This window comes from Oleiharenicola lentus (assembly GCF_051660365.1).
Classification (GTDB): Bacteria; Verrucomicrobiota; Verrucomicrobiia; order Opitutales; family Opitutaceae; genus Lacunisphaera; species Lacunisphaera lenta_A.
This window is the reverse complement of the sequence record NZ_JBOZXB010000002.1, coordinates 51847-70299: the sequence shown is the minus strand read 5'-3', so window position 1 is coordinate 70299 and position 18453 is coordinate 51847. Positions and strand designations below refer to the sequence as shown.

Genomic DNA, 18453 nt, shown 5'->3' with positions numbered 1-18453 from the left:
ACCGGTAACGCGACTAGGTTAGCTATCGTGCATGAACTTACCCCGAGTGGTTGCTGTTCGTGCGGCGGTCGTAATGACCGGCTTATTAATTTTGTTCACTGGTTGTAATTCGCGTGCGCAGGCCTCGAATGCCAAGCTGCGTCGACCGTTGCCACCAGTGCAAGGCGTCACATCGGTGCACAACGAGCGTGCGGTTTGGAACCGTTCGCGCGAACTGATCGATAGTGGCAAATACGCCACCAGTGCCGATGCACTACGGGCTGCACGCCAAGAACTCGGGACGAGTTCTGATTCCGAGATAATTCCCATTAACTCCGGTGCCGACTACACCCGTTATCGAGAACAAGCCGAAGCCCAGGAAAAATTCGAGGCCGACTTGGCCAAATTAAAACGCGGCACCTGATTCCGAGTTCTTTCCCCCCAAGAAAAGGACGAGCTTGTCGCTCGTCCTTTTTTGCCTCTGCAAATCGGGGCTAGATGAACATCCCGCCGGAAGCCTCGAGCCGCTGCGCGTTGACCCAGCGACCGCCCTCGGAGCAGAGGAAATCCACCACGCCACCGATGTCGTCCGGCACGCCCACGCGACCGAGCGCGATATTCTTCGCATAAAACTCAGCCGCGCCTGCGTGCGACAAGGCGCCACTCGTGAAATCGGTTTCGATGATGCCTGGAGCCACGGTGTTCACGCTGATCTTGCGAGCGCCGAGTTCTTTAGCGAGGTAGCGCGTGAGCACTTCCACGCCGCCTTTCATCGATGCGTAAGCGGCATAGCCCGGTGCGCTAAAGCGCGCGAGTCCGGTGGATGTGTTCACGATGCGCCCGCCATCAGCCAGCAAGGGCAACAATTTCTGTGTGAGGAAAAAAACACCTTTGAAATGCACATTCATCAACGCGTCGAAATCCTCCTCGGTGGTTTCAGCGAAGGGTTTGTGGATGCCAATGCCGGCGTTGTTCACAAGAAAATCGAATTGCTCGCGCAGCCAGGTCGCGCGCAAAACGGATTTTAGATCCAACGCGAATTGCGCGAACGAGGCAACAGTAGCGACGTCTAGTTGCAGCGCCACTGCCTTGCGACCGAGCGCATTAATTTCGGTCACCACAGCGTCCGCTTCGGCTTTACCACTGCGGTAAGTGACAATCACATCCGCACCGGAGCGTGCGAGCGTGATGGCGATATTGCGACCCAGTCCGCGACTGCTGCCAGTGACGAGCGCGATCTTATTTTCATGTTTCATAGAGTGAGCATTTTTTGGAATGACACGTATTACGTGTCATTCGGTTTGAGAGGTTTTAGTGGATGCTCGCGACGGGACGGACGATGATTTCGTTTACGTCGACGTCAGCGGGTTGCTCAATCGCGTAGGCGATGGAACGCGCGATCGCATCCGGGGTGAGCGCGACTTTGCGAAAATCATCCATCGCCGCCTTGGTCGCAGCCGACGTAATCGTATCGGCGAGCTCCGATTCAACGACGCCGGGCGAGATGATCGTGACGCGGATATTTTCCGTCTCCTGACGCAGGCCTTCCGAAATCGCCCGGACGGCAAATTTAGTTCCACTGTAGACCGCGCACGTCGGCCACACACGGTGCCCGCCGATGGAAGAAACATTAATGACCTGACCCGACTTGCGGGCGGTCATATGCGGCAACACGGCGGCAATGCCATGCAGCACGCCGCGGATGTTCACATCGATCATGCGATTCCATTCGTCGACCTTGAGTTCGGCGAGCGGCGAGAGCGGCATGACGCCGGCGTTGTTGATGATAACGTCGATCTGGCCGAATTGCTTGAGTGCGAAGTCGGCGAACGCTTGCGTGTCCGCGAGGCTGGTGACGTCGAGCGCACGAATTTCCACTGTGCCGCCGGCCGCGCGGATTTCAGCGGCAAGTTTTTCAAGGCGATCGGTGCGCCGGGCGCCGAGGACGACGCGTGCGCCTTTCGCGGCGAGGTGGCGGGCAGTGGCTTCACCGATGCCGCTGCTGGCGCCGGTGACGAGGATTACTTTTTGAGCGAGGTTGGACATGGGAGTGAAGAGCGTCAGCGGAAGGATCATTCCTTCGCTGCTGACTCGCCTACTCTACCGAAACACGCTCGAACCCACAATACACAGGCCTCCGAACATATTGCCTAATTCTCCAGACCCGTAGAACGAATTTGTCTTTTAAGCGTGAAACGTTGCCTATTTCTCCAACGTTATGGCTGTCACCAAATCCACATCCGCCTCGACTAAACCCACGATGGTCTCGCTGCTCGGCGCGCTCGCGAAAGGCGAAGGCTTCAGCCAGTCCATCCTGCCCGGCGTGAAATTCATGCGCTCCACGCGCTACATCGCCCCGTCGCCGATCGCCTACGAACCGAGCATCGTGATCGTCGCGCAAGGGCGCAAAAGCGGGCGCCTCGGCGAAAAAACGTTCACCTACGACGCCAACCACTACCTCGTGCTCGCGATGCACCTGCCGTTCGAATGCGAAACTTTCGGCACGCCGGAAAATCCGGTGTTAGGCGTTTCGATCGGCGTCACCCCCGCACTCGTCGCCGAGTTGCTCGTGCAAATTGAAAAAAGTCCGACCGACCCGCTCGCTCGCCCGCAAGCCATCGAAGCCGCCGCGCTCGACGCCTCCCTCGCCGCCGCGGCCATTCGTTTAATGGAAACTTTGCAGAATGCCGACGACGCCCGCATCCTCGGCTCGCAGTGTGTTCGCGAGATCACCTATCGCGTATTGCGCGGCCCACTCGGGGCAAACCTGCGCGCGCTCGCGGCACCGCACAGCCACTTCGGCCAGATCAGCCGCGTGCTGACTCGCATTCACACCGACTACGCGCAAACGCACGACATGGAAACCCTCGCGCGCGAAGCGGGCATGAGCGTCTCGACGTTCCACGCACATTTCAAAACCGTCACGTCATCGTCGCCACTCCAGTATTTGAAAACCATTCGTTTGCACAAAGCGCGCATGCTGATGGTGCACGATGGCATGAACGCCGCCGGCGCGGCCTTGCGCGTGGGCTACGAAAGCGCCTCGCAATTCAGTCGGGAATTCAAACGCCATTTCGGCGACGCGCCCGCGGCGGTCGCACAGGCCTTGCGGCAAAACCTGGTGCGCTTGGCGTAACAGTTCCGGCCTCGCTTCAGCTGCGCAGGCCTGAAAATCTTGGCGACCGTTTTGCTTCGTCCACCTTGCCCACCCCATGCCAGAGTCCGTCATACCGCCGCCCGCTCCCGCGCAACCTGCGCCGCCCATGTCTTTCTGGAAAACAGTGCGGCTGGCGTTGCGCGGCGAGAGCCATGATTTTACGGCGCTCAGTTTAAATCGCGCCGTGCTCCTGCTCGCGGTGCCGATGGTGCTGGAGATGATTATGGAATCACTGTTCGCCGTCGTGGACGTGTTTTACGTCTCACGGCTCGGCAAGGAAGCCATCGCGGTCGTCGGTCTCACCGAGTCGGTCATGACGTTGATCTACTCGGTGGCCATGGGGATTTCATTCGCTGCCACCGCCATCATTGCGCGCCGCATCGGCGAAAAAGATCCGCAACGCGCCGCTCAAGCCGCCGGGCAAATTTTATTACTGGGCTTTTCAATCTCCGCTGCATTGGGCGCCGGGCTCGCTTTCTTCGCGCCGGAAATTCTCCGGCTCATGGGCGCGGAGGAAGCCATCGTCGCCCAAGGCACCACCTACGCGCGCATCATGCTCGGCGGAAACATGACCGTGTTCATGATTTTCCTCATCAACGCGGTTTTTCGCGGTGCGGGCGATGCGGTGATTGCGATGCGCACGCTCTGGCTCGCCAACGCGCTCAACATAGCGCTCGGGCCGATTTTCATTTTCGGCTGGGGCCCGATTCCCGCGATGGGCGTTACTGGCGCCGCCGTGGCGACCAATATCGGTCGCGGCATCGGCGTGATTTATCAACTCTGGCATCTCGCCGGGAACCAGAGTCGGTTGCGCGTGCATTTGCTGGATTTGCGCCCGGACTGGCCGTTGATCGGCTCGATCATGAACACTGCGCGCAACGGCATCGCGCAGTTACTCATTAGCACGACCAGTTGGGTCGGGTTATTTAAAATCCTCGCGATGTTCGGCAGTTCCGCGATGGCGGGTTACACCATCGCCATCCGCGTGGTGATGTTTGCGCTCATGCCGGCCTGGGGCCTCTCCAACGCCGCCGCAACCCTTGTCGGGCAAAATCTCGGCGCGCAACAACCCGATCGCGCGGAAGCGGCCGTGAAAATCGCGACGAAGTTCAACATGATCTTCCTCGGATTCGTCGGCTTGAGTTTTGTCGTGTTCGCCCGGCCTATCGTGGGGATTTTCACCACCGATCCCGAAGTGTTGCAGCAGGGCTCGCGCGCACTCTGGGTGATCAGCCTGGCGTTTCCGTTTTACGCAGCCGGCATGTGTTTTGAAGGTGCCTTCAACGGCGCGGGCGATACGTGGACGCCGACGCGGCTGAATTTCTTTTGCTTCTGGCTCGGGCAAATTCCTCTTGCGTGGGTGCTCTCGCAACCCCTGCGCCTTGGCCCGACGGGCGTTTTCATCGCCGCAACCATTTCTTTTTCCGTGCTCGCACTCTGGAGTTACCGGCTCTTCAAAGCCGGACGCTGGAAACTCAAGCAAGTGTAACGGGACCATCCTGCCCGCAGCTCACGCGCTTTTCAGTTTCAACGCCTCGGCGCGCAGCAGCTGGACAAATTTTGCCGCATGTGGATTCGGTCGCACGGCCGGAATACCCGCAACGAGCAACAACGGCGGCAGCGGCGGGTAAAACGGTCGCACCTCGAGCGAACGCGGCAGCGTGTGCATGATCCCGTCCGCCAGAATCGCCGCTCCCACTTTGGCCTCCAAGGCTGTGAAGATCGGGCTAACGCCGTCTTCCACCGTCGTGAAAAAATCAGGCACCACGCCGAACGGTTTTAGGACCGCGCGCATCTTCGTCAGGTAGTCCGGAAAATTGACGCGCCCGAGCCCGATTAATGGCACGCCTTTCAAGCGCGCCGGGGGCACGCGTTTTAGTTTCGCCAGCGGATGCGCGGGCGAAAGCACGAGCACCATGAAAATCTGGCGCAGTTCCGTCCACTCATACTCCGGCAATTTGAGTTCGAGCCCGGTGGGCGAAATCACCACGTCGAGCCGACCGTCTTTTACCTTGTCGACCATTTCCGTGGGCGCCAAGTCCTCGAGTTCGATCCGCACGCGCGGCGACTCGTTTTGAAATTTCTCGAGCGCCCTCGGCAAAATCCCCGCCGTGAGCGACGGCCCGTAGCCGACGCGCAGCGTCTCCTGTTTCACTTCACCGCGCACGCGTTGCACCGCTTGGTCGGCACGCGCCAGCAAATCGCGTGCTTCCTGGTAAAAAATTTCTCCCGCCGGAGTCAGGCTCACAAAATTCTGACCGCGCACAAACAGCGGCACGCCCAGTTCGTCTTCGAGATCCTTCACCTGACGGCTCAACGCCGGCTGCGTGAGATGCAAATTCTCCGCCGCGCGGCTGAAGTTCCCATGGGCGGCAACAGCCGCGAAGTAACGCAAGTGACGTAGTTCCACGCGCGCAGCTCAGCTATTACTGAAAGTATGAGCGAGGCCAAAAACACGGCATTGGGCGAAATGACGGCTTTCCGATATTCTCTGCTCACACCCGCCAAGCACCACTTCAACCACTCATCACCATGATCGCCCTCATCGTCACCCTCACCGCCCTCGTCCTCCTCATCTCTTGGGACAGTTCCGAGATGCAAAGCGAATAACCACCGTCCAACCGCCAACTCGTTTTTCTTCAATTCAACTCAACCCTCATTCCCTCCCTTCCATGAACACTGCTATTTCCTCCTCCGCTTCCTCACTCAAACTTTCTGGTAAAGTCGCCCTTGTCACCGGCGGCACCCGCGGCATCGGCGCCGCCATCGCTCAGCGCCTTGCGGCGGACGGCGCCGCTGTGGCCATCACTTACAGTTCCTCGCCGGCCAAGGCCGACGAAGTGGTCCGCGCCATCGAAGCCACCGGAGGTCGCGCCCTCGCGATCAAAGCCGATGCCACGCAACCCGCCGCGGTGCGCGCCGCGGTTCAGCAAACGGTTGCCACGTTCGGCGGCATCGACATCCTGGTCAACAACGCTGGCATCGCCGCGATGGCGCCGATCGAGCAATTCACTGATGCCGACTACGAACGCCTTATCGCCGTCAACGTCACCGGCGTCTTCGTCGCCACGCAGGAAGCCTCACGTCACATGCGCGACAACGGCCGCATTATTCATATCGGCAGCGTGAACAGCCAGTGGATGCCCTTCGCCGGCGGCTCGGTTTACGCCCTCACGAAGGGCGCCGTCGCCAGCTTCACGCAAGGCCTCGCCCGCGATCTCGGCGCACGCGGCATTACGGTCAACAACGTTCAACCCGGCCCGGTCAACACCGAGATGAATCCCGACCAAGGCGCCTTTGCCGACAGCCTCCGCACTCTCACCGCGCTGAAACGCTACGGTCGCCCTGAGGAAGTCGCCAACTTCGTCGCCTTCCTCGCCAGCCCGGACGCCAGCTACATCACCGGCGCCAGCCTCCTCATCGACGGCGGCGCGGCGGCTTAATCCTCACTCTTCTACACTCACACTGCTTCAATTCAAATTACCATGAACTCTCCCACGTCCAACACCATTGTTCTGATCCACGGCCTCTGGATGACTCCCCAAAGCTGGGATAATTTCCGCAGCCGTTTCGAACAACGCGGCTACCGGGTCTTCACGCCCGCCTGGCCGCGGCTCGCCGGCAGCGTGGCCGAAGCCCGTCTCAATCCTTCTGCCCTCGACGGACTCGGACTTCGCGAGATTGCCGACCACTACGAGAAATTCATCCGCACGCTCGACGAAGCTCCGATCCTCGTCGGTCACTCCATGGGTGGCCTCGTGGTGCAAATGCTCCTTGATCGCGGCGTCGGCGCGGCTGGCGTCGCCATCGAACCCGGCACGCCGAAAGGCATTTTGCGGCTGCCGCTCACCACGCTGCGCTCGGCCTTCAAGATTCTCGCCAATCCGTTTAATTTCAATCGCACGCCCGCGTTCAGCTTCGAGCAATTCCGCTACGCCTTCGCCAACAACATGAGCGAAGCCGACGCTCGCGTCGCCTACGACCGCGACGTGATTCCCGGCCCGGCACGCCCACTCTTCGAAGTCGCCACGGCTAACTTCAATCCGTGGACGCCGAATCGCGTGAATTTCAAGAAAGCGGATCGTGCGCCGTTGTTATTCATCGCCGGCTCCGACGACCACATCGTCCCGCCTGCCGCCGTGAAGGACACGTTTAAGAAACACGCCGCTTCACCCGGCATCACTGACTACAAGGAATTCGCCGGACGCTCGCATCTCATCGCCGGTCAACGCGGTTGGGAAGAAGTCGCCGACTACGCACTCGATTGGACGCAACTCCACATCCGCCCAACCCACGTCGCAATCACGCAGGCCGCCTGAGTTTAATTTTCACCTCACCTTTCTATGAATTCCACTCTCCTTGATTCAGCAGCCGAAACCACGATCTCCGGCAGACAACTCCTCACGCAACTCCGTTGGCGTTACGCGACGAAGCAGTTCGATCCCACCAAAAAAATCAGCTCCGAAGATTGGCTCGCACTCGAAGAAACGCTCGTGCTCACGCCTTCGAGCATTGGCCTGCAGCCTTGGAAATTTCTAGTCATCGACGACCCGAAAGTGCGCGCCGAACTTTTGCTCGCCTCTTATGGTCAGCCCCAAGTCGTCGACGCATCGCACTTCGTCGTGCTCGCCGCCAAGACGAATTATAACGAAACCGACGTCGACGCCCACGTGCGCCACATGGCGGAAATGCGCGGCGTGCCGATCGAAGCCCTCACCGGCTTGCGAACGATGGCGACACGCACGGTGCAAGGCATGAACGACAGCGAACGCCACGCGTGGGCATTTAACCAAACTTACATCGCTCTCGGTAATCTCCTCACGAGCGCCGCGCTGCTCGGAATCGATGCCGCGCCGATGGAAGGTTTCGAGCGCGCCCGCTACGACGACATCCTCGGTTTAAAAAAGCAGGGGCTCGCGAGCGCGGTCATCGTCGGCCTTGGCTACCGTGACTCACAGGACAAATATGCGACCGCGCCGAAGGTGCGTTTCCCGCGCACCCGTATCGTCCAACACATCTGAGTCAGTCTTGCTTCCGTGACTTCAGTTTATTGCGCGGATGGTGTCTCGCGTGCTGATCGAGCAAACGTGAATTCTCCACTGCCGTGTAAATCTGCGTCGTGCCGATGCTCGCGTGTCCGAGCATTTCTTGAATCGCGCGCAAGTCTGCGCCCCCGCCGAGCAAATGCGTGGCGAACGAGTGGCGCAAGGAGTGCGGCTTCACCATTTTTTCGATACCCGCATTCTTCGCGTGTTTTTTGACGATCACCCACACGGTTTTGCGGGAGATGGCTTTGCCGCGCTCGCTGATAAACAATTCGCTCCCCGTGCGCGGCTTCACCAATCGCGGGCGACCCGAGGCGAGGTAAGTCATCACCGCGTCACGCGCCTGCCCGCCGAGCGGCACGACGCGCTCTTTCGAACCTTTGCCGAAGACGCGCACGAAACCGTGCTCCAAATCGACTTGCTGCAACGTCAGCCCGCTCAATTCCGAAATGCGCAAACCACTCGAGTAAAATAATTCCAACATCGCTTTGTCGCGAATCGCGTAAGCGTCGCCGCCCATCGGAGCCGCGAGGAGTTTTTCCATATCGGCCGGCGAAAGAGTTTGCGGCAACTTGCGACGAATCTTCGGGCCGGAAAGCAATTCTGACGGATTGTCGTCGCGGACGCGTTCGCGCACGAGGTGTTTGCAAAGCATGCGCACCGCCGTGAGCTTGCGCGACTGGCTCGCTTCGGTGAACTCGCCACCGCCTAACGAATGCAGCCACGCGGTCAGTTGCGCGGCGGTGACCGTTGCCCAATTTTTGGCACCGATTTTCTCGAGAACGCGGGCGGCCTGAATCAAGTCGCTGCGATAGGATACCTCGGTATTGCGCGAGAGTCCGCGCTCCAGCAAAATTGTATTTAGATACGAGCGGATATCTTCCTGAAACGCTTCAGGCGCGTCCGCGACGTGATCGCGCTCATTCCTCGGAGACTTGCGCGCCATGGAAAATCGCGCGGCGCGGTCGCTTAGTAGCGACGTTGCGGACGACGGGCCGGCATCGGATTCGGATTCTGTTCGCGAATGCGATACGTGATGCGCGCCTTATCGAGATCGTAGGGACTCATCTCCATCTTCACCATGTCGCCGGCGGCGATCTTGATGAAATGCTTGCGGAGCTTGCCGGAAATGTGGGCCAACACCGTGTGCCCGTTGGTCAGTTGCACCCGGAACATCGTGCCCGGGAGCACCGTGGTAATCCTACCCTCTACTTCGATCGCTTTGCCGTCAGACATGGTTTTTAAAAGAGAGTGGATTGCTGGTGTTGGTCATGCAGGAAATAAGTGCGTAAAAAGCTTTGTAACTGCGATAAGGGCTACGTAAGTCAAGGCTTTACCCGCGTCGCCCAAATCCGGCGCCGCGTGACAACTCACTTTCGCCTTCGCCGCTTTGAGCAATCACGAACCACGCCCGAGCCTGCCCTGCCCTTTCGAAAAGGTCCATCCGTCGCAACTGCAGCGGGATGACACGTTCTACATGTGGCTCGCCTACAACCAAGCCATCGATGCCTGGAGGGAAGACGAAGTCCCCATTGGCGCGGTGATCGAACTCGGTGGCGAGATCATTGCCTCGGCGCATAACCAGCGCGACAGCACCCGCGATCCCACCGCCCACGCCGAAATTCTAGCCCTCGGCCAAGCCTCGCAAGCCATCGGGAACTGGCGACTGAACGACGCGACCCTTTACGTCACCAAAGAGCCCTGCCCGATGTGTTCCGGAGCGACCCTGATGTCGCGCCTCAAACGCGTCGTGTTCGCCGTGCCCGATCCCAAGATGGGCTGCCTCGGCGGCGCGATCGACCTCAACGCCCTGCCGCAATCCAATCATCATTTGGAAATCACGCGCGGTGTGCTCGACCAGCCGTGCTTGGAACTTTTGCGCGCTTATTTTCGGCTGAAACGCGCGGAAGATCGAGACGCGTGATCGCGGCATAAAAATTTCCCGCAAGTTGACGCGGCACTTATTGCGTGCAACGTAGTCCCACTCTTCAACCCACATAAATCATGGCATACGAACTACCTAAACTGCCCTACGCTTACGACGCTCTTGTTCCGCACATCGATGCGAAGACGATGGAAATCCATCACTCGAAGCATCACCAGACTTACATCACCAACGCCAACAACTCCCTCAAGGATCATCCCGATCTAGAGAAGCTGCCGGTTGAACAGTTGATCGCCGATCTCTCGAAAGTTCCTGAATCCATCCGCGGCCCGATCCGCAACAACGCCGGCGGTCACGCGAACCATTCGTTCTTCTGGACGATTCTCGGCCCGGGCAAAGGTGGCGCCCCGAAAGGCGCGCTCGCTGCCGCGATCGATGCTGAACTCGGTGGCTTCGCGAAGCTCAAAGAAGATTTCGCGAAAGCTGCGACCACGCGTTTCGGCTCCGGCTGGGCCTGGCTCGTCGTCAACAATGGTAAACTCGCCGTCGGTTCGACCGCCAATCAGGACAGCCCGCTGATGGGCAAAGCCGTCGCTGGCATCGAAGGCAAACCCGTCATCGGTCTCGATGTCTGGGAACATGCCTATTACCTGAATTACCAGAACAAGCGCCCCGACTATATCGCCGCTTTCTGGAATGTCGTCGACTGGGATGCCGCGGAGAAAAACTACGTCTCCGCGACGAAGTAATTTTCAGTCGCTAATTTCTTCAAAGCCGCGCTGACCAGCGCGGCTTTTTTTGCGCCCTTCACAATCGCTCCGGTAAAAGCCCCATTCATTGGCGCGCAGGAAACACCCGGAACGGAGTAAACGTGAAGAAGGTCGGAAATTCGCAACGATAACAATAACACCGGGTAAATATTTCGAATACTGGAATCCTTTCCCGCCGGTGACACGTATTTCCGCTATGCGACTCCCTCTTATTTTTTCCGCCATGACCTTGCTTCTCTTCGGCTGTGGTTCAACCCGCACCGCTCCCCAGCCGACGTCGGCAAAGGCCGTGAGCACCGACTACACGCGCGAAAAAGATATCGTGTTTACTCCCGCCGGCTGGCCGGAAGAACTGAAAGCCGATCTTTATATTCCCGACGGCAGCCAACCTAGGCCAGCAGTTTTATTGATCTACGGCGGCGGCTGGAAAGCGAAAGACAATCGCTCCCAGATGAAATCGATCGCCGAGAAACTTGCCCGGCGCGGCTACTTCGTTATGAACACAAGTTATCGCGGCGCGCCCGGCTATCGTTACCCTGCTCAAATCGACGACCTGCGTGAAGCTCAACGCTGGCTGCTCGCCAACGCCACGCGCTATCACATCCAAATAGACCGGATTGCGGCTTACGGCTACTCAGCCGGTGGACATCTGGCGGCACTCATCGGGACCCTCGACGCTCCCGCCGAGCTTCGAGTTAAAGCCGTGGTTGCTGGCGGCGCACCGACCGACCTGCGACTTTATCCAGGTGGCAAACTCGTGCCGGATCTGCTCGGCGGTTTCCAGAACGACGTTCCTGAAAAATTCCGCGAAGCTTCACCTGTCACACATGTCACGAAGGACGATCCGCCTTTCTTCCTCTATCACGGAACGAAAGATGAACTTGTGCCGCCCGAGCACGCGCGCGTCATGAAAGACGCGTTGGATCGCGCGGGGGTAAGCAATGAAATTTACTGGATCGAAGGCCGGGGTCACATCGGCGCATTTATCTTCGAAGGCGGCTCCGAAGCGCGCGCGATCAATTTTCTGGATAGCGTGTTGCGCTGAATGGTGGCGCACGCGCCAATCCTTATTTTTCTGTCATCACGTAAACGCCGTTCCAGTTATCCGCCGGCGGCGTCTCTTTGTAATCGTAGCAAATCTCTATGTAGGTCGTAGAAGGATTCCCGTGCACGCCGGCGTCGACGCCCGGCACGAGCGGTTCGAGCGCAGCGGATTTTTTGAACAGCTCGAGCGCGCCATCCCAATCGCGCGCGTAATACTTCGCCTGCGCCTCGGCGAAAATCTTAAGACACTCGCGCGTTTTCTCACTCAGCGTTTCTTTCAATCCCACGACTTCGTAAACTGGCACCGGTTGCGAGCGGCCTTTCACCACGATGCGCGCTAACGGACGGAATACGACGCGGTCGCCGCCGTGTTGTTCGCAGGTCGTTTTGGTAACTTCCGTCACCATGATAAACGCGCCCCAGCTCTTCGCGCCTGACTCCATGCGCGCCGCGAGGTTCACGTTGTCGCCCATCATCGTATAACTGAACCGCGTGCGGCTGCCCATGTTGCCGATAATCGCGCTGCCGGTGTTCAAACCAATGCGCGCGCGCAATCCGTGCACCACGGCCGGCCATTTCGTGCCCTCGCTTTTCCATTTTGCGCGCAGATCGCCGATGCGCTCCTGCGCGCGAATCGTCGCGAGACATGCGCGATACGCATGATCCGGCACTGGCAACGGCGCTCCAAAGATCGCCACGACGGCATCGCCGATGTATTTGTCGAGCGTGCCTTTTTCCTCCTGCACGATGTCAGTGCAAACCGTGAGATATTCGTTCATCAACTCGACGAGTTGCGACGCCGGCATCAATTCCGAGAAAGTGGAGAACGACTGAATGTCCGAAAAATACGCCGTGATAATGTCCTCGTGTCCGCCCAGCTTCGGGTCGCTTTTAGATTCGACCATTTGATTGACCAACTCCGGCGCGAGGTAGGTGCCGAACATGTGCTTGATGCGACCTTTTTGTTTTTCTTCCTGCACGAGCTGCCACGCCGTCGCGAGAAACCCCGCTGAAATCGCCGCCCCCAATGGGCCGGCCATCGGGAAAACCAAATCGTTCTCCGCAAATTGGTGCAACGCGACGATCACATAGGCCGCGAGCACAAGAAACGCCAGTATCTTGGCGAACACACTACGCGAGCCGCCAAGCACCGTGAGAACAGTGACAATAAACGAGAGCACAAACACACTTGTCCAAAGCACCCATGGAGGCGAACGCACGAGGTAGCGTTCGGAGACAATGGTTTTAATCACGTTCCCGTGAAGCCCCACCTTCGGCACCGGGTCGCGATCAAAAGGTGTCGGCGCAAGGTCTTGCAGCAACGGATCCACGGGCCCGATCAACACGATCGCATCCTTGAATCGCTTGAAATAATTAGCCGCTTGCGTGCGCTCTACGGGATTTTCCGACTTCATCATTTCGCCAGCGGTCAACACGTCAGCGATGCTCGATCGCGGGTTGTAGTTTTGATCGTCCCATTGGGAGAACCAGTTGATTTCCATCAATTGATTCTCTGTCAGTGGAATCCGTCGAAGGACGTTTCCTTCGGAATTGAATATTTCAACGAAGTCACCCGCCCTGCGGGCAGAACTTGGTGGCACACCGAGTTCGATGCACGCCATCTGCACGCCGAGATGCCAAAATGTGCTGGCAGGGGATTCCGCAAACAATGGCACCCAGCGGGGAGCCGCGCTTTGCCCGTAATCTACGTCCACGTCGATGAGCCCGACCGTCGCTGACGCGGCAGGCGTCATGATCGGGCGAGGAGGCATTTCCGGGAGATCGTTTTCGTCGGGATTGGTGAAACCCAAACGAATAAAAGGGAATTCGCGATTTTCGGTCAGCGTGACGAACGACGCACCACGAGTGTATTGCACCGCGAGCACCGCCTGGCGATGGCGGCGGGTCAGTCTAGCCAGAGCCAAATTGTCCTGAGCGGCCTTTTCTTGGTCTACGAGTTCCGAATGCCCAAATATAGAAAACACAAAATCATAACCGACACCCTTCACACTGCCGTATTCAAAAAGATTTTGCCCGGCCTCTGCGAAACGCGCGCGACTCCACGGGCGCTCACCGAGGCGCTGAATACCACGCGAATCGACGTCCACGTAAAACACTTTCACCGGTGCTTCGATCGCTCCACGCAGACGAAAGCGCAGATCGAGCAACAAGTGCTCCACTGCGTTCAGGTGACCCGCATCCGATAACCAACCCCACAATGCGGCCACCGGCACGAGCAGCAGCAGCTTCCAATCAAGTCTCTTAAGAATGGGCTTGGCCACGGGCGAAACGTAGGAGTCGTGAAATCGAGTTAAAGCAGATTAGAGCGCCTCAATAAAAACGCCCGACACCGTGAAGTGTCGGGCGCGATAAAAGGAATTCTCAGGTGCCGCCAGAGCCGGGAGTGGTGCTCGGTTGCGGGGGCACCGGCGGCGGCGGCGGCGTGCCGTCTGTTCCTGCACCACCACTCGCAGAGAACGATGTCGTTTGCATCGCTTCAGTCGATTGAGCTATCGCGGAATTAATCTGCGATTGAGCTTCAGCGGAAATCGACTGCGCCGAAGCCGGAGCGCTGACCACCAACGAGCCATCCGCCGCGACTTCCGCGTTTACGATGACTTCCTGGCCTTCACCCACGCCGACATCGGCACCACTGCCGCTCGTGGAACCTTCAAACACCACCAAGCCTTCCGCCGTGCTCAGCGTAAACGTAAAGGCCTTTCCGTCGCTCGTCGGGCGGAACACGATGCGGAACTGCGTGCCGCGAATACCGGCCGCGCCCACCGGCGTTTTAATCGAGTAAGTCGAGGAAGTGTTCAGTTTCTTCACGTCGCCGACCAATTCACCGTAAGTCAGGTCGAGTTGCGTCACCGATTTGGTCGGCTCTTTGGTGAGTTTCGACGGCTCGATGACTTCGTCCAGCGGATCGACTTTGAACGTCGTGATCGCGAGCTTCGAATCAGCGCCGATGCGCACGGTCGAAGCATTCTCGAAAATGAGCACCACGCTGGAATTCTTACCGGTCGTGATCGTATCCGACTCGATCAGTTCGAGGCCATTTGCGAGAGCGGACGTCTGGCCGGTGGAGGATGTTTTAGTGACCTCACCCGTGACACGCGCTGCCTTGATGCGGCCAAGCTGCGTTTGAGCGGAGGCGCTCAACGACAAAAAAATTGCAAGAGCTGCGCCTAAAACAAAACGGAGAGCGGAGAATTTCATAAAGAATCGCGACGGATTTCGATTAGCGTCTGGATGTTAACTGCTGATGCAAAGCTACTCCCGCTGAAAATGACGGGTCAAGGGCTAAACAGGTTTCGACCGCCCGCAGCGCATCGTCGCGCCGACCCGTTCGCACACTGAGGTGATACGCATAGTAGTAATGCCAAGCTGGCGAATTCGGAGCCAGCATCACGGCTCGCTTGAAACAAGCTTCCGCATCCGTGCGCCGCGCCTGCATGTCTAGCGCCACGCCGCGCCGCACCCAAAACTCCGCGTTAACCGCACAAAGCGCCACCGCCCGATCCGCCGCCGCTTCGGCCTGCTGGCCTAGCGCTTTTAAGTCCGCGTTGGGCGTTACGTGCCAGCTTTGGGCAGTCGCATACGACAAATCCGCCCATGCCTGGCCGTGTGTCGGATAAATTTGCGTCGCATCTTCAAAATTCTGGAGCGACCGAGGGATGATTACCTTGGGATCGCCCTGCCCCTTTGCAGCGTAACGATCGATCTCGCGCCGGGCGGCAAAACGCAACGCCTCCGCCCGATAAAGCGGCGAACCGATCAATGCGACTAATGCCAGCGGCGCCGTCACGAACAGCACCCCGAATGCGCGCCGCCAGTTGATGTGGCTCAACGATCGCAACGCCGGCTCATCGCGCAACACCAGCGCCATCGCCACTGCCGCTGCAAAGGCCAGCGCGGGAATCTTGGTGTGAAAATCCACCCCGAGGTGCAGCGCGAAAGCGATCAAGCCGAGCAGCAAACCAAGCTTCCATTTCGCGAGCGCAAACGTGTCCGCGCTCGGCGTCGTTTCGCGGCGCGCACGTTGCACCGCGCGCCAGCCTTGAATCAACAACCATGCGCCGGCACCCGCCCACAAGACAAAGCCCGCTCCACCGTAATCGCTCAGCGTGTTGAGATAATCGTTATGCGTCCAATCCGGCTCGGTGTTGAAATGTTTCGGACGATACTGGTCGAAGACCACATTATAGGACGCCGCGCCGCTGCCGAGCCACGGATAGTCCTGCCAGATTTTAACGGCCGTCCGCCACATCACCGGACGACTCGCTTCGAATTTCCCCTCGATAAACGGCTGGATTCGCTCGCGAGCGGGCTCACTAAAACGATAAAGTGCCCACACTCCCGCAGCGGCCAAAAAGAGAATCAACACCGCGCCACCCAGCTTCCGCTTCCATTCCCGGCCAGCGAGTAACGGCCAGAGCATCAGCGCCCCGCCCAACCCGATCCATCCACCGCGGCTGCCAGTTAATACGACTGCGAATACAAACAATGCCGCGAGCCACCCGCACAAAACTTTCCCGACCGCGGTTGTTGTGCGCGAGAACATCAGCGTCAGGCACGCCGGCACCATCAGTTCAAGCAGGCCAGCGAGACTGTTGGGAATTCCGAACATGCCGGCCGAGCGTCCGAAAAATTGCGACGCCTGCGTGCGCCCAAGCATGATCCATTTTGGATCCGCGTAGCGTTGATACGCCGCCATCCCGACGCCCGCCATCCCGAGTCCGACGAACGTCGCCACCATCACCCACGTCTGCCGCCGTGTGCGCCCGAAATGCAACGTCAGCACAAACACGATCCACATCTGGAACCACAAAAGCCACTCGCGCCACGCCAGCCATTTTGCGGGAGCCAGCAGAACTACACTGCCAAGTGCATAAATCAAAAACGGCACTGGGAGTAATGCGGCCCAATTCAACGGCTGTGGTCGCGTCAGAAAGATCAAACCACCCAGCAACGCCAACGCCGCGAGCATCCACGAGGTCACCACCAACGTCTGCGCCAGATAACCGCCCAGACAAAGCGTGATCCACGCACACATCGCCGCCAAACCGAGGACGACGCTCCACTCGAGCCAAGCGCTCAGCGACGGCGGAAAGTTACGGGAGAACCCAACTGGCTCGGACATGCGAAACGCTTTGAATACACCTTCAGCGTTCGGAGCCACACAAAATCCGGCGCCGATATTTGTCATATAATATATGACAAACGGTTTGATTACTCTCTCAATAATCCAACGCACTCGCGGGCTCTATCATTAGAATCTGCGCAAAAAAAAAGCCGCCCGACTTTGCAGTCGGACGGCTGAAGTGTTTGGCGTCTCTCGCGCGAACGCGAAATGCGTTAGGCGGTCGGGACGCTCTGGATCGTCTTGAGAATGCGACCGGCAACCAGATACGGGTCGGCGGCGGAGTTCGGACGGCGATCTTCGAGGTAACCCTTGTAACCGGCATTGACGAAGCTGTGCGGCATGCGGATCGAGGCACCGCGGTCGGCGAGACCGTAGGAGAACTTGTCGATCGACTGCGTCTCGTGAAGACCGGTGAGACGGAGATGATTCTCCGGACCATACACGGCGATATGCTCGTCGCGGAAGGTGTTGAACGCGGCCATGAGTTTCTCGAAGTATTCCTTGCCGCCGGTTTCGCGCATGAACTTCGTGGAGAAGTTCGCATGCATGCCGGAGCCGTTCCAGTCGAGCGACTGGTTGAACGCGCCGAGGATCGGTTTGCAGCGCCATTCGACATCGATACCGTAGCTTTCGCACAGGCGGGTCAAAATGTAGCGAGCCACCCACATCTGGTCAGCCGCGCTCTTGGAGCCTTTACCGAAGATCTGGAATTCCCACTGGCCCTTCGCCACTTCGGCGTTGATGCCTTCGAGGTTAATGCCGGCGTCCAAGCAGATATCGATGTGCTTCTCGACGATCTCGCGAGCCACGCAGCCGACATTCTTGTAACCGACACCGGTGTAATACGGGCCTTGCGGTGCCGGATAGCCGTTTTCAGGGAAGCCGAGCGGACGGCCGTCTTGATAGAGGAAATATTCCTGTTCGAAACCGAACCACGTGTCGGCATCGTCTGGGATGGTAGCGCGGGAATTGGACGGGCTGGCCACCCCGGTGTGTTGGAAGCACTCGCACATCACGAGCACACCGTTCTTACGGGTGGTGTCCGGGAAAACGGCGACTGGTTTCAGCACGATGTCCGAGCTCTTGCCTTCGGCTTGCTGGGTAGAGCTGCCGTCGAAGCCCCAATTGGGCAATTCGTCGAGCTTCGGGAAGCTGCTGAATTCTTTGATCTGCGTTTTGCTACGAAGGCTCGCCAGGGGCGTGTAGCCGTCGAGCCAGATGTATTCCAGTTTGTATTTAGCCATGATGGTTGAGTTGGTTTTAGGGGGCAGCGATGGGCGCGGAACCGCGAAACGCGGCCGTCGGACTCATCTCTAAATCGAGTCCCCAAGTCAGCACCTCACATGCCAGAAGCAACGAGATTTTCCCCGGATAACTCAGCTTTTGCGGCATAATGCTGAGGCACTGCATAACGCCAACAGGCATCC

18 protein-coding genes are annotated in these 18453 nt (G+C 58.6%); 9 read left to right on the top strand and 9 right to left on the bottom strand.

Annotation, left to right across the window (positions count from 1 at the left end):
* Positions 1–31: 31 nt before the first annotated feature.
* Complete coding sequence (locus ACRRQW_RS15085) at positions 32–403, top strand: hypothetical protein (protein WP_438482425.1); 372 nt, start codon at positions 32–34, stop codon at positions 401–403.
* Between the two features lie 70 nt (positions 404–473).
* On the opposite strand, the gene ACRRQW_RS15080 is transcribed toward ACRRQW_RS15085, so the two are convergent.
* A complete protein-coding gene (locus ACRRQW_RS15080; RefSeq protein WP_438482424.1) occupies positions 474–1235 on the bottom strand; it encodes an SDR family oxidoreductase in 762 nt (253 codons plus the stop codon).
* 55 nt (positions 1236–1290) lie between these two features.
* Entirely contained in the window at positions 1291–2025 is a 735-nt protein-coding gene (locus ACRRQW_RS15075) for an SDR family oxidoreductase (protein WP_438482423.1), read from the bottom strand.
* A 172-nt stretch (positions 2026–2197) separates the two neighbouring features.
* Here ACRRQW_RS15075 and ACRRQW_RS15070 point away from each other — a divergent pair, with 172 nt between their 5' ends.
* Both ACRRQW_RS15070 and ACRRQW_RS15065 read left to right on the top strand, forming a co-directional pair.
* Positions 2198–3115, top strand: coding sequence for an AraC family transcriptional regulator (locus ACRRQW_RS15070; protein WP_438482422.1), 918 nt, complete (start codon positions 2198–2200; stop codon positions 3113–3115).
* A 127-nt stretch (positions 3116–3242) separates the two neighbouring features.
* Complete coding sequence (locus ACRRQW_RS15065) at positions 3243–4625, top strand: MATE family efflux transporter (RefSeq protein WP_438482421.1); 1383 nt, start codon at positions 3243–3245, stop codon at positions 4623–4625.
* Positions 4626–4646: 21 nt separating this feature from the next.
* Here ACRRQW_RS15065 and ACRRQW_RS15060 read toward each other — a convergent pair whose 3' ends face one another.
* Complete coding sequence (locus tag ACRRQW_RS15060; RefSeq protein WP_438482420.1) at positions 4647–5546, bottom strand: LysR family transcriptional regulator; 900 nt, start codon at positions 5544–5546, stop codon at positions 4647–4649.
* Between the two features lie 262 nt (positions 5547–5808).
* Between ACRRQW_RS15060 and ACRRQW_RS15055 the strand changes: the two genes are divergently transcribed.
* Genes ACRRQW_RS15055 through ACRRQW_RS15045 form a run of 3 tightly spaced genes read left to right on the top strand, consistent with a single transcriptional unit; the run spans position 5809 to position 8157 of the window.
* Positions 5809–6579, top strand: a complete 771-nt coding sequence (locus tag ACRRQW_RS15055; protein WP_438482419.1) for a 3-oxoacyl-ACP reductase family protein — start codon at positions 5809–5811, stop codon at positions 6577–6579.
* 42 nt (positions 6580–6621) lie between these two features.
* Positions 6622–7455, top strand: coding sequence for an alpha/beta hydrolase (locus ACRRQW_RS15050; RefSeq protein ID WP_438482418.1), 834 nt, complete (start codon positions 6622–6624; stop codon positions 7453–7455).
* Positions 7456–7479: 24 nt separating this feature from the next.
* Complete coding sequence (locus ACRRQW_RS15045; RefSeq protein WP_438482417.1) at positions 7480–8157, top strand: NAD(P)H-dependent oxidoreductase; 678 nt, start codon at positions 7480–7482, stop codon at positions 8155–8157.
* A 1-nt stretch (position 8158) separates the two neighbouring features.
* On the opposite strand, the gene xerD is transcribed toward ACRRQW_RS15045, so the two are convergent.
* Positions 8159–9127, bottom strand: coding sequence for a site-specific tyrosine recombinase XerD (gene xerD / locus ACRRQW_RS15040; RefSeq protein ID WP_438482416.1), 969 nt, complete (start codon positions 9125–9127; stop codon positions 8159–8161).
* 23 nt (positions 9128–9150) lie between these two features.
* Positions 9151–9417, bottom strand: coding sequence for a translation initiation factor IF-1 (gene infA, locus ACRRQW_RS15035; protein WP_438482415.1), 267 nt, complete (start codon positions 9415–9417; stop codon positions 9151–9153).
* A 154-nt stretch (positions 9418–9571) separates the two neighbouring features.
* On the opposite strand from infA, the gene tadA reads away from it, so the two are divergent.
* The 3 genes from tadA to ACRRQW_RS15020 all read left to right on the top strand — a co-directional run bounded on the left by tadA (position 9572) and on the right by ACRRQW_RS15020 (position 11881).
* Entirely contained in the window at positions 9572–10105 is a 534-nt protein-coding gene (tadA, locus tag ACRRQW_RS15030) for a tRNA adenosine(34) deaminase TadA (protein ID WP_438482414.1), read from the top strand.
* 80 nt (positions 10106–10185) lie between these two features.
* Entirely contained in the window at positions 10186–10815 is a 630-nt protein-coding gene (locus ACRRQW_RS15025) for a superoxide dismutase (RefSeq protein ID WP_438482413.1), read from the top strand.
* A 244-nt stretch (positions 10816–11059) separates the two neighbouring features.
* The gene (locus ACRRQW_RS15020; protein WP_438482412.1) at positions 11060–11881 is read left to right on the top strand and encodes a prolyl oligopeptidase family serine peptidase; all 822 of its coding nucleotides are present in this window, start codon (positions 11060–11062) and stop codon (positions 11879–11881) included.
* A gap of 22 nt (positions 11882–11903) precedes the next feature.
* On the opposite strand, the gene ACRRQW_RS15015 is transcribed toward ACRRQW_RS15020, so the two are convergent.
* The 4 genes from ACRRQW_RS15015 to ACRRQW_RS15000 form a co-directional block, all read right to left on the bottom strand.
* Positions 11904–14162: a CHASE2 domain-containing protein gene (locus tag ACRRQW_RS15015; RefSeq protein ID WP_438482411.1), complete on the bottom strand. Its 2259-nt coding sequence runs from the start codon at positions 14160–14162 to the stop codon at positions 11904–11906.
* Positions 14163–14262: 100 nt separating this feature from the next.
* A complete protein-coding gene (locus ACRRQW_RS15010; RefSeq protein ID WP_438482410.1) occupies positions 14263–15099 on the bottom strand; it encodes a FecR family protein in 837 nt (278 codons plus the stop codon).
* 22 nt (positions 15100–15121) lie between these two features.
* A complete protein-coding gene (locus ACRRQW_RS15005) occupies positions 15122–17023 on the bottom strand; it encodes an O-antigen ligase family protein (RefSeq protein ID WP_438482409.1) in 1902 nt (633 codons plus the stop codon).
* A gap of 215 nt (positions 17024–17238) precedes the next feature.
* Positions 17239–18270, bottom strand: coding sequence for a glutamine synthetase beta-grasp domain-containing protein (locus tag ACRRQW_RS15000; protein ID WP_438482408.1), 1032 nt, complete (start codon positions 18268–18270; stop codon positions 17239–17241).
* Positions 18271–18453: the final 183 nt, after the last annotated feature.

Bases quoted from the DNA above. Each gene is read 5' to 3' on its own strand.
- ACRRQW_RS15085 (WP_438482425.1), top strand. From the start codon at position 32: ATGAACTTACCCCGAGTGGTTGCTGTTCGTGCGGCGGTCGTAATGACC.
- ACRRQW_RS15080 (WP_438482424.1), bottom strand. From the start codon at position 1,235: ATGAAACATGAAAATAAGATCGCGCTCGTCACTGGCAGCAGTCGCGGA.
- ACRRQW_RS15075 (WP_438482423.1), bottom strand. From the start codon at position 2,025: ATGTCCAACCTCGCTCAAAAAGTAATCCTCGTCACCGGCGCCAGCAGC.
- ACRRQW_RS15070 (WP_438482422.1), top strand. From the start codon at position 2,198: ATGGCTGTCACCAAATCCACATCCGCCTCGACTAAACCCACGATGGTC.
- ACRRQW_RS15065 (WP_438482421.1), top strand. From the start codon at position 3,243: ATGTCTTTCTGGAAAACAGTGCGGCTGGCGTTGCGCGGCGAGAGCCAT.
- ACRRQW_RS15055 (WP_438482419.1), top strand. From the start codon at position 5,809: ATGAACACTGCTATTTCCTCCTCCGCTTCCTCACTCAAACTTTCTGGT.
- ACRRQW_RS15050 (WP_438482418.1), top strand. From the start codon at position 6,622: ATGAACTCTCCCACGTCCAACACCATTGTTCTGATCCACGGCCTCTGG.
- ACRRQW_RS15045 (WP_438482417.1), top strand. From the start codon at position 7,480: ATGAATTCCACTCTCCTTGATTCAGCAGCCGAAACCACGATCTCCGGC.
- xerD (WP_438482416.1), bottom strand. From the start codon at position 9,127: ATGGCGCGCAAGTCTCCGAGGAATGAGCGCGATCACGTCGCGGACGCG.
- infA (WP_438482415.1), bottom strand. From the start codon at position 9,417: ATGTCTGACGGCAAAGCGATCGAAGTAGAGGGTAGGATTACCACGGTG.
- ACRRQW_RS15025 (WP_438482413.1), top strand. From the start codon at position 10,186: ATGGCATACGAACTACCTAAACTGCCCTACGCTTACGACGCTCTTGTT.
- ACRRQW_RS15020 (WP_438482412.1), top strand. From the start codon at position 11,060: ATGACCTTGCTTCTCTTCGGCTGTGGTTCAACCCGCACCGCTCCCCAG.
- ACRRQW_RS15010 (WP_438482410.1), bottom strand. From the start codon at position 15,099: ATGAAATTCTCCGCTCTCCGTTTTGTTTTAGGCGCAGCTCTTGCAATT.
- ACRRQW_RS15005 (WP_438482409.1), bottom strand. From the start codon at position 17,023: ATGTCCGAGCCAGTTGGGTTCTCCCGTAACTTTCCGCCGTCGCTGAGC.
- ACRRQW_RS15000 (WP_438482408.1), bottom strand. From the start codon at position 18,270: ATGGCTAAATACAAACTGGAATACATCTGGCTCGACGGCTACACGCCC.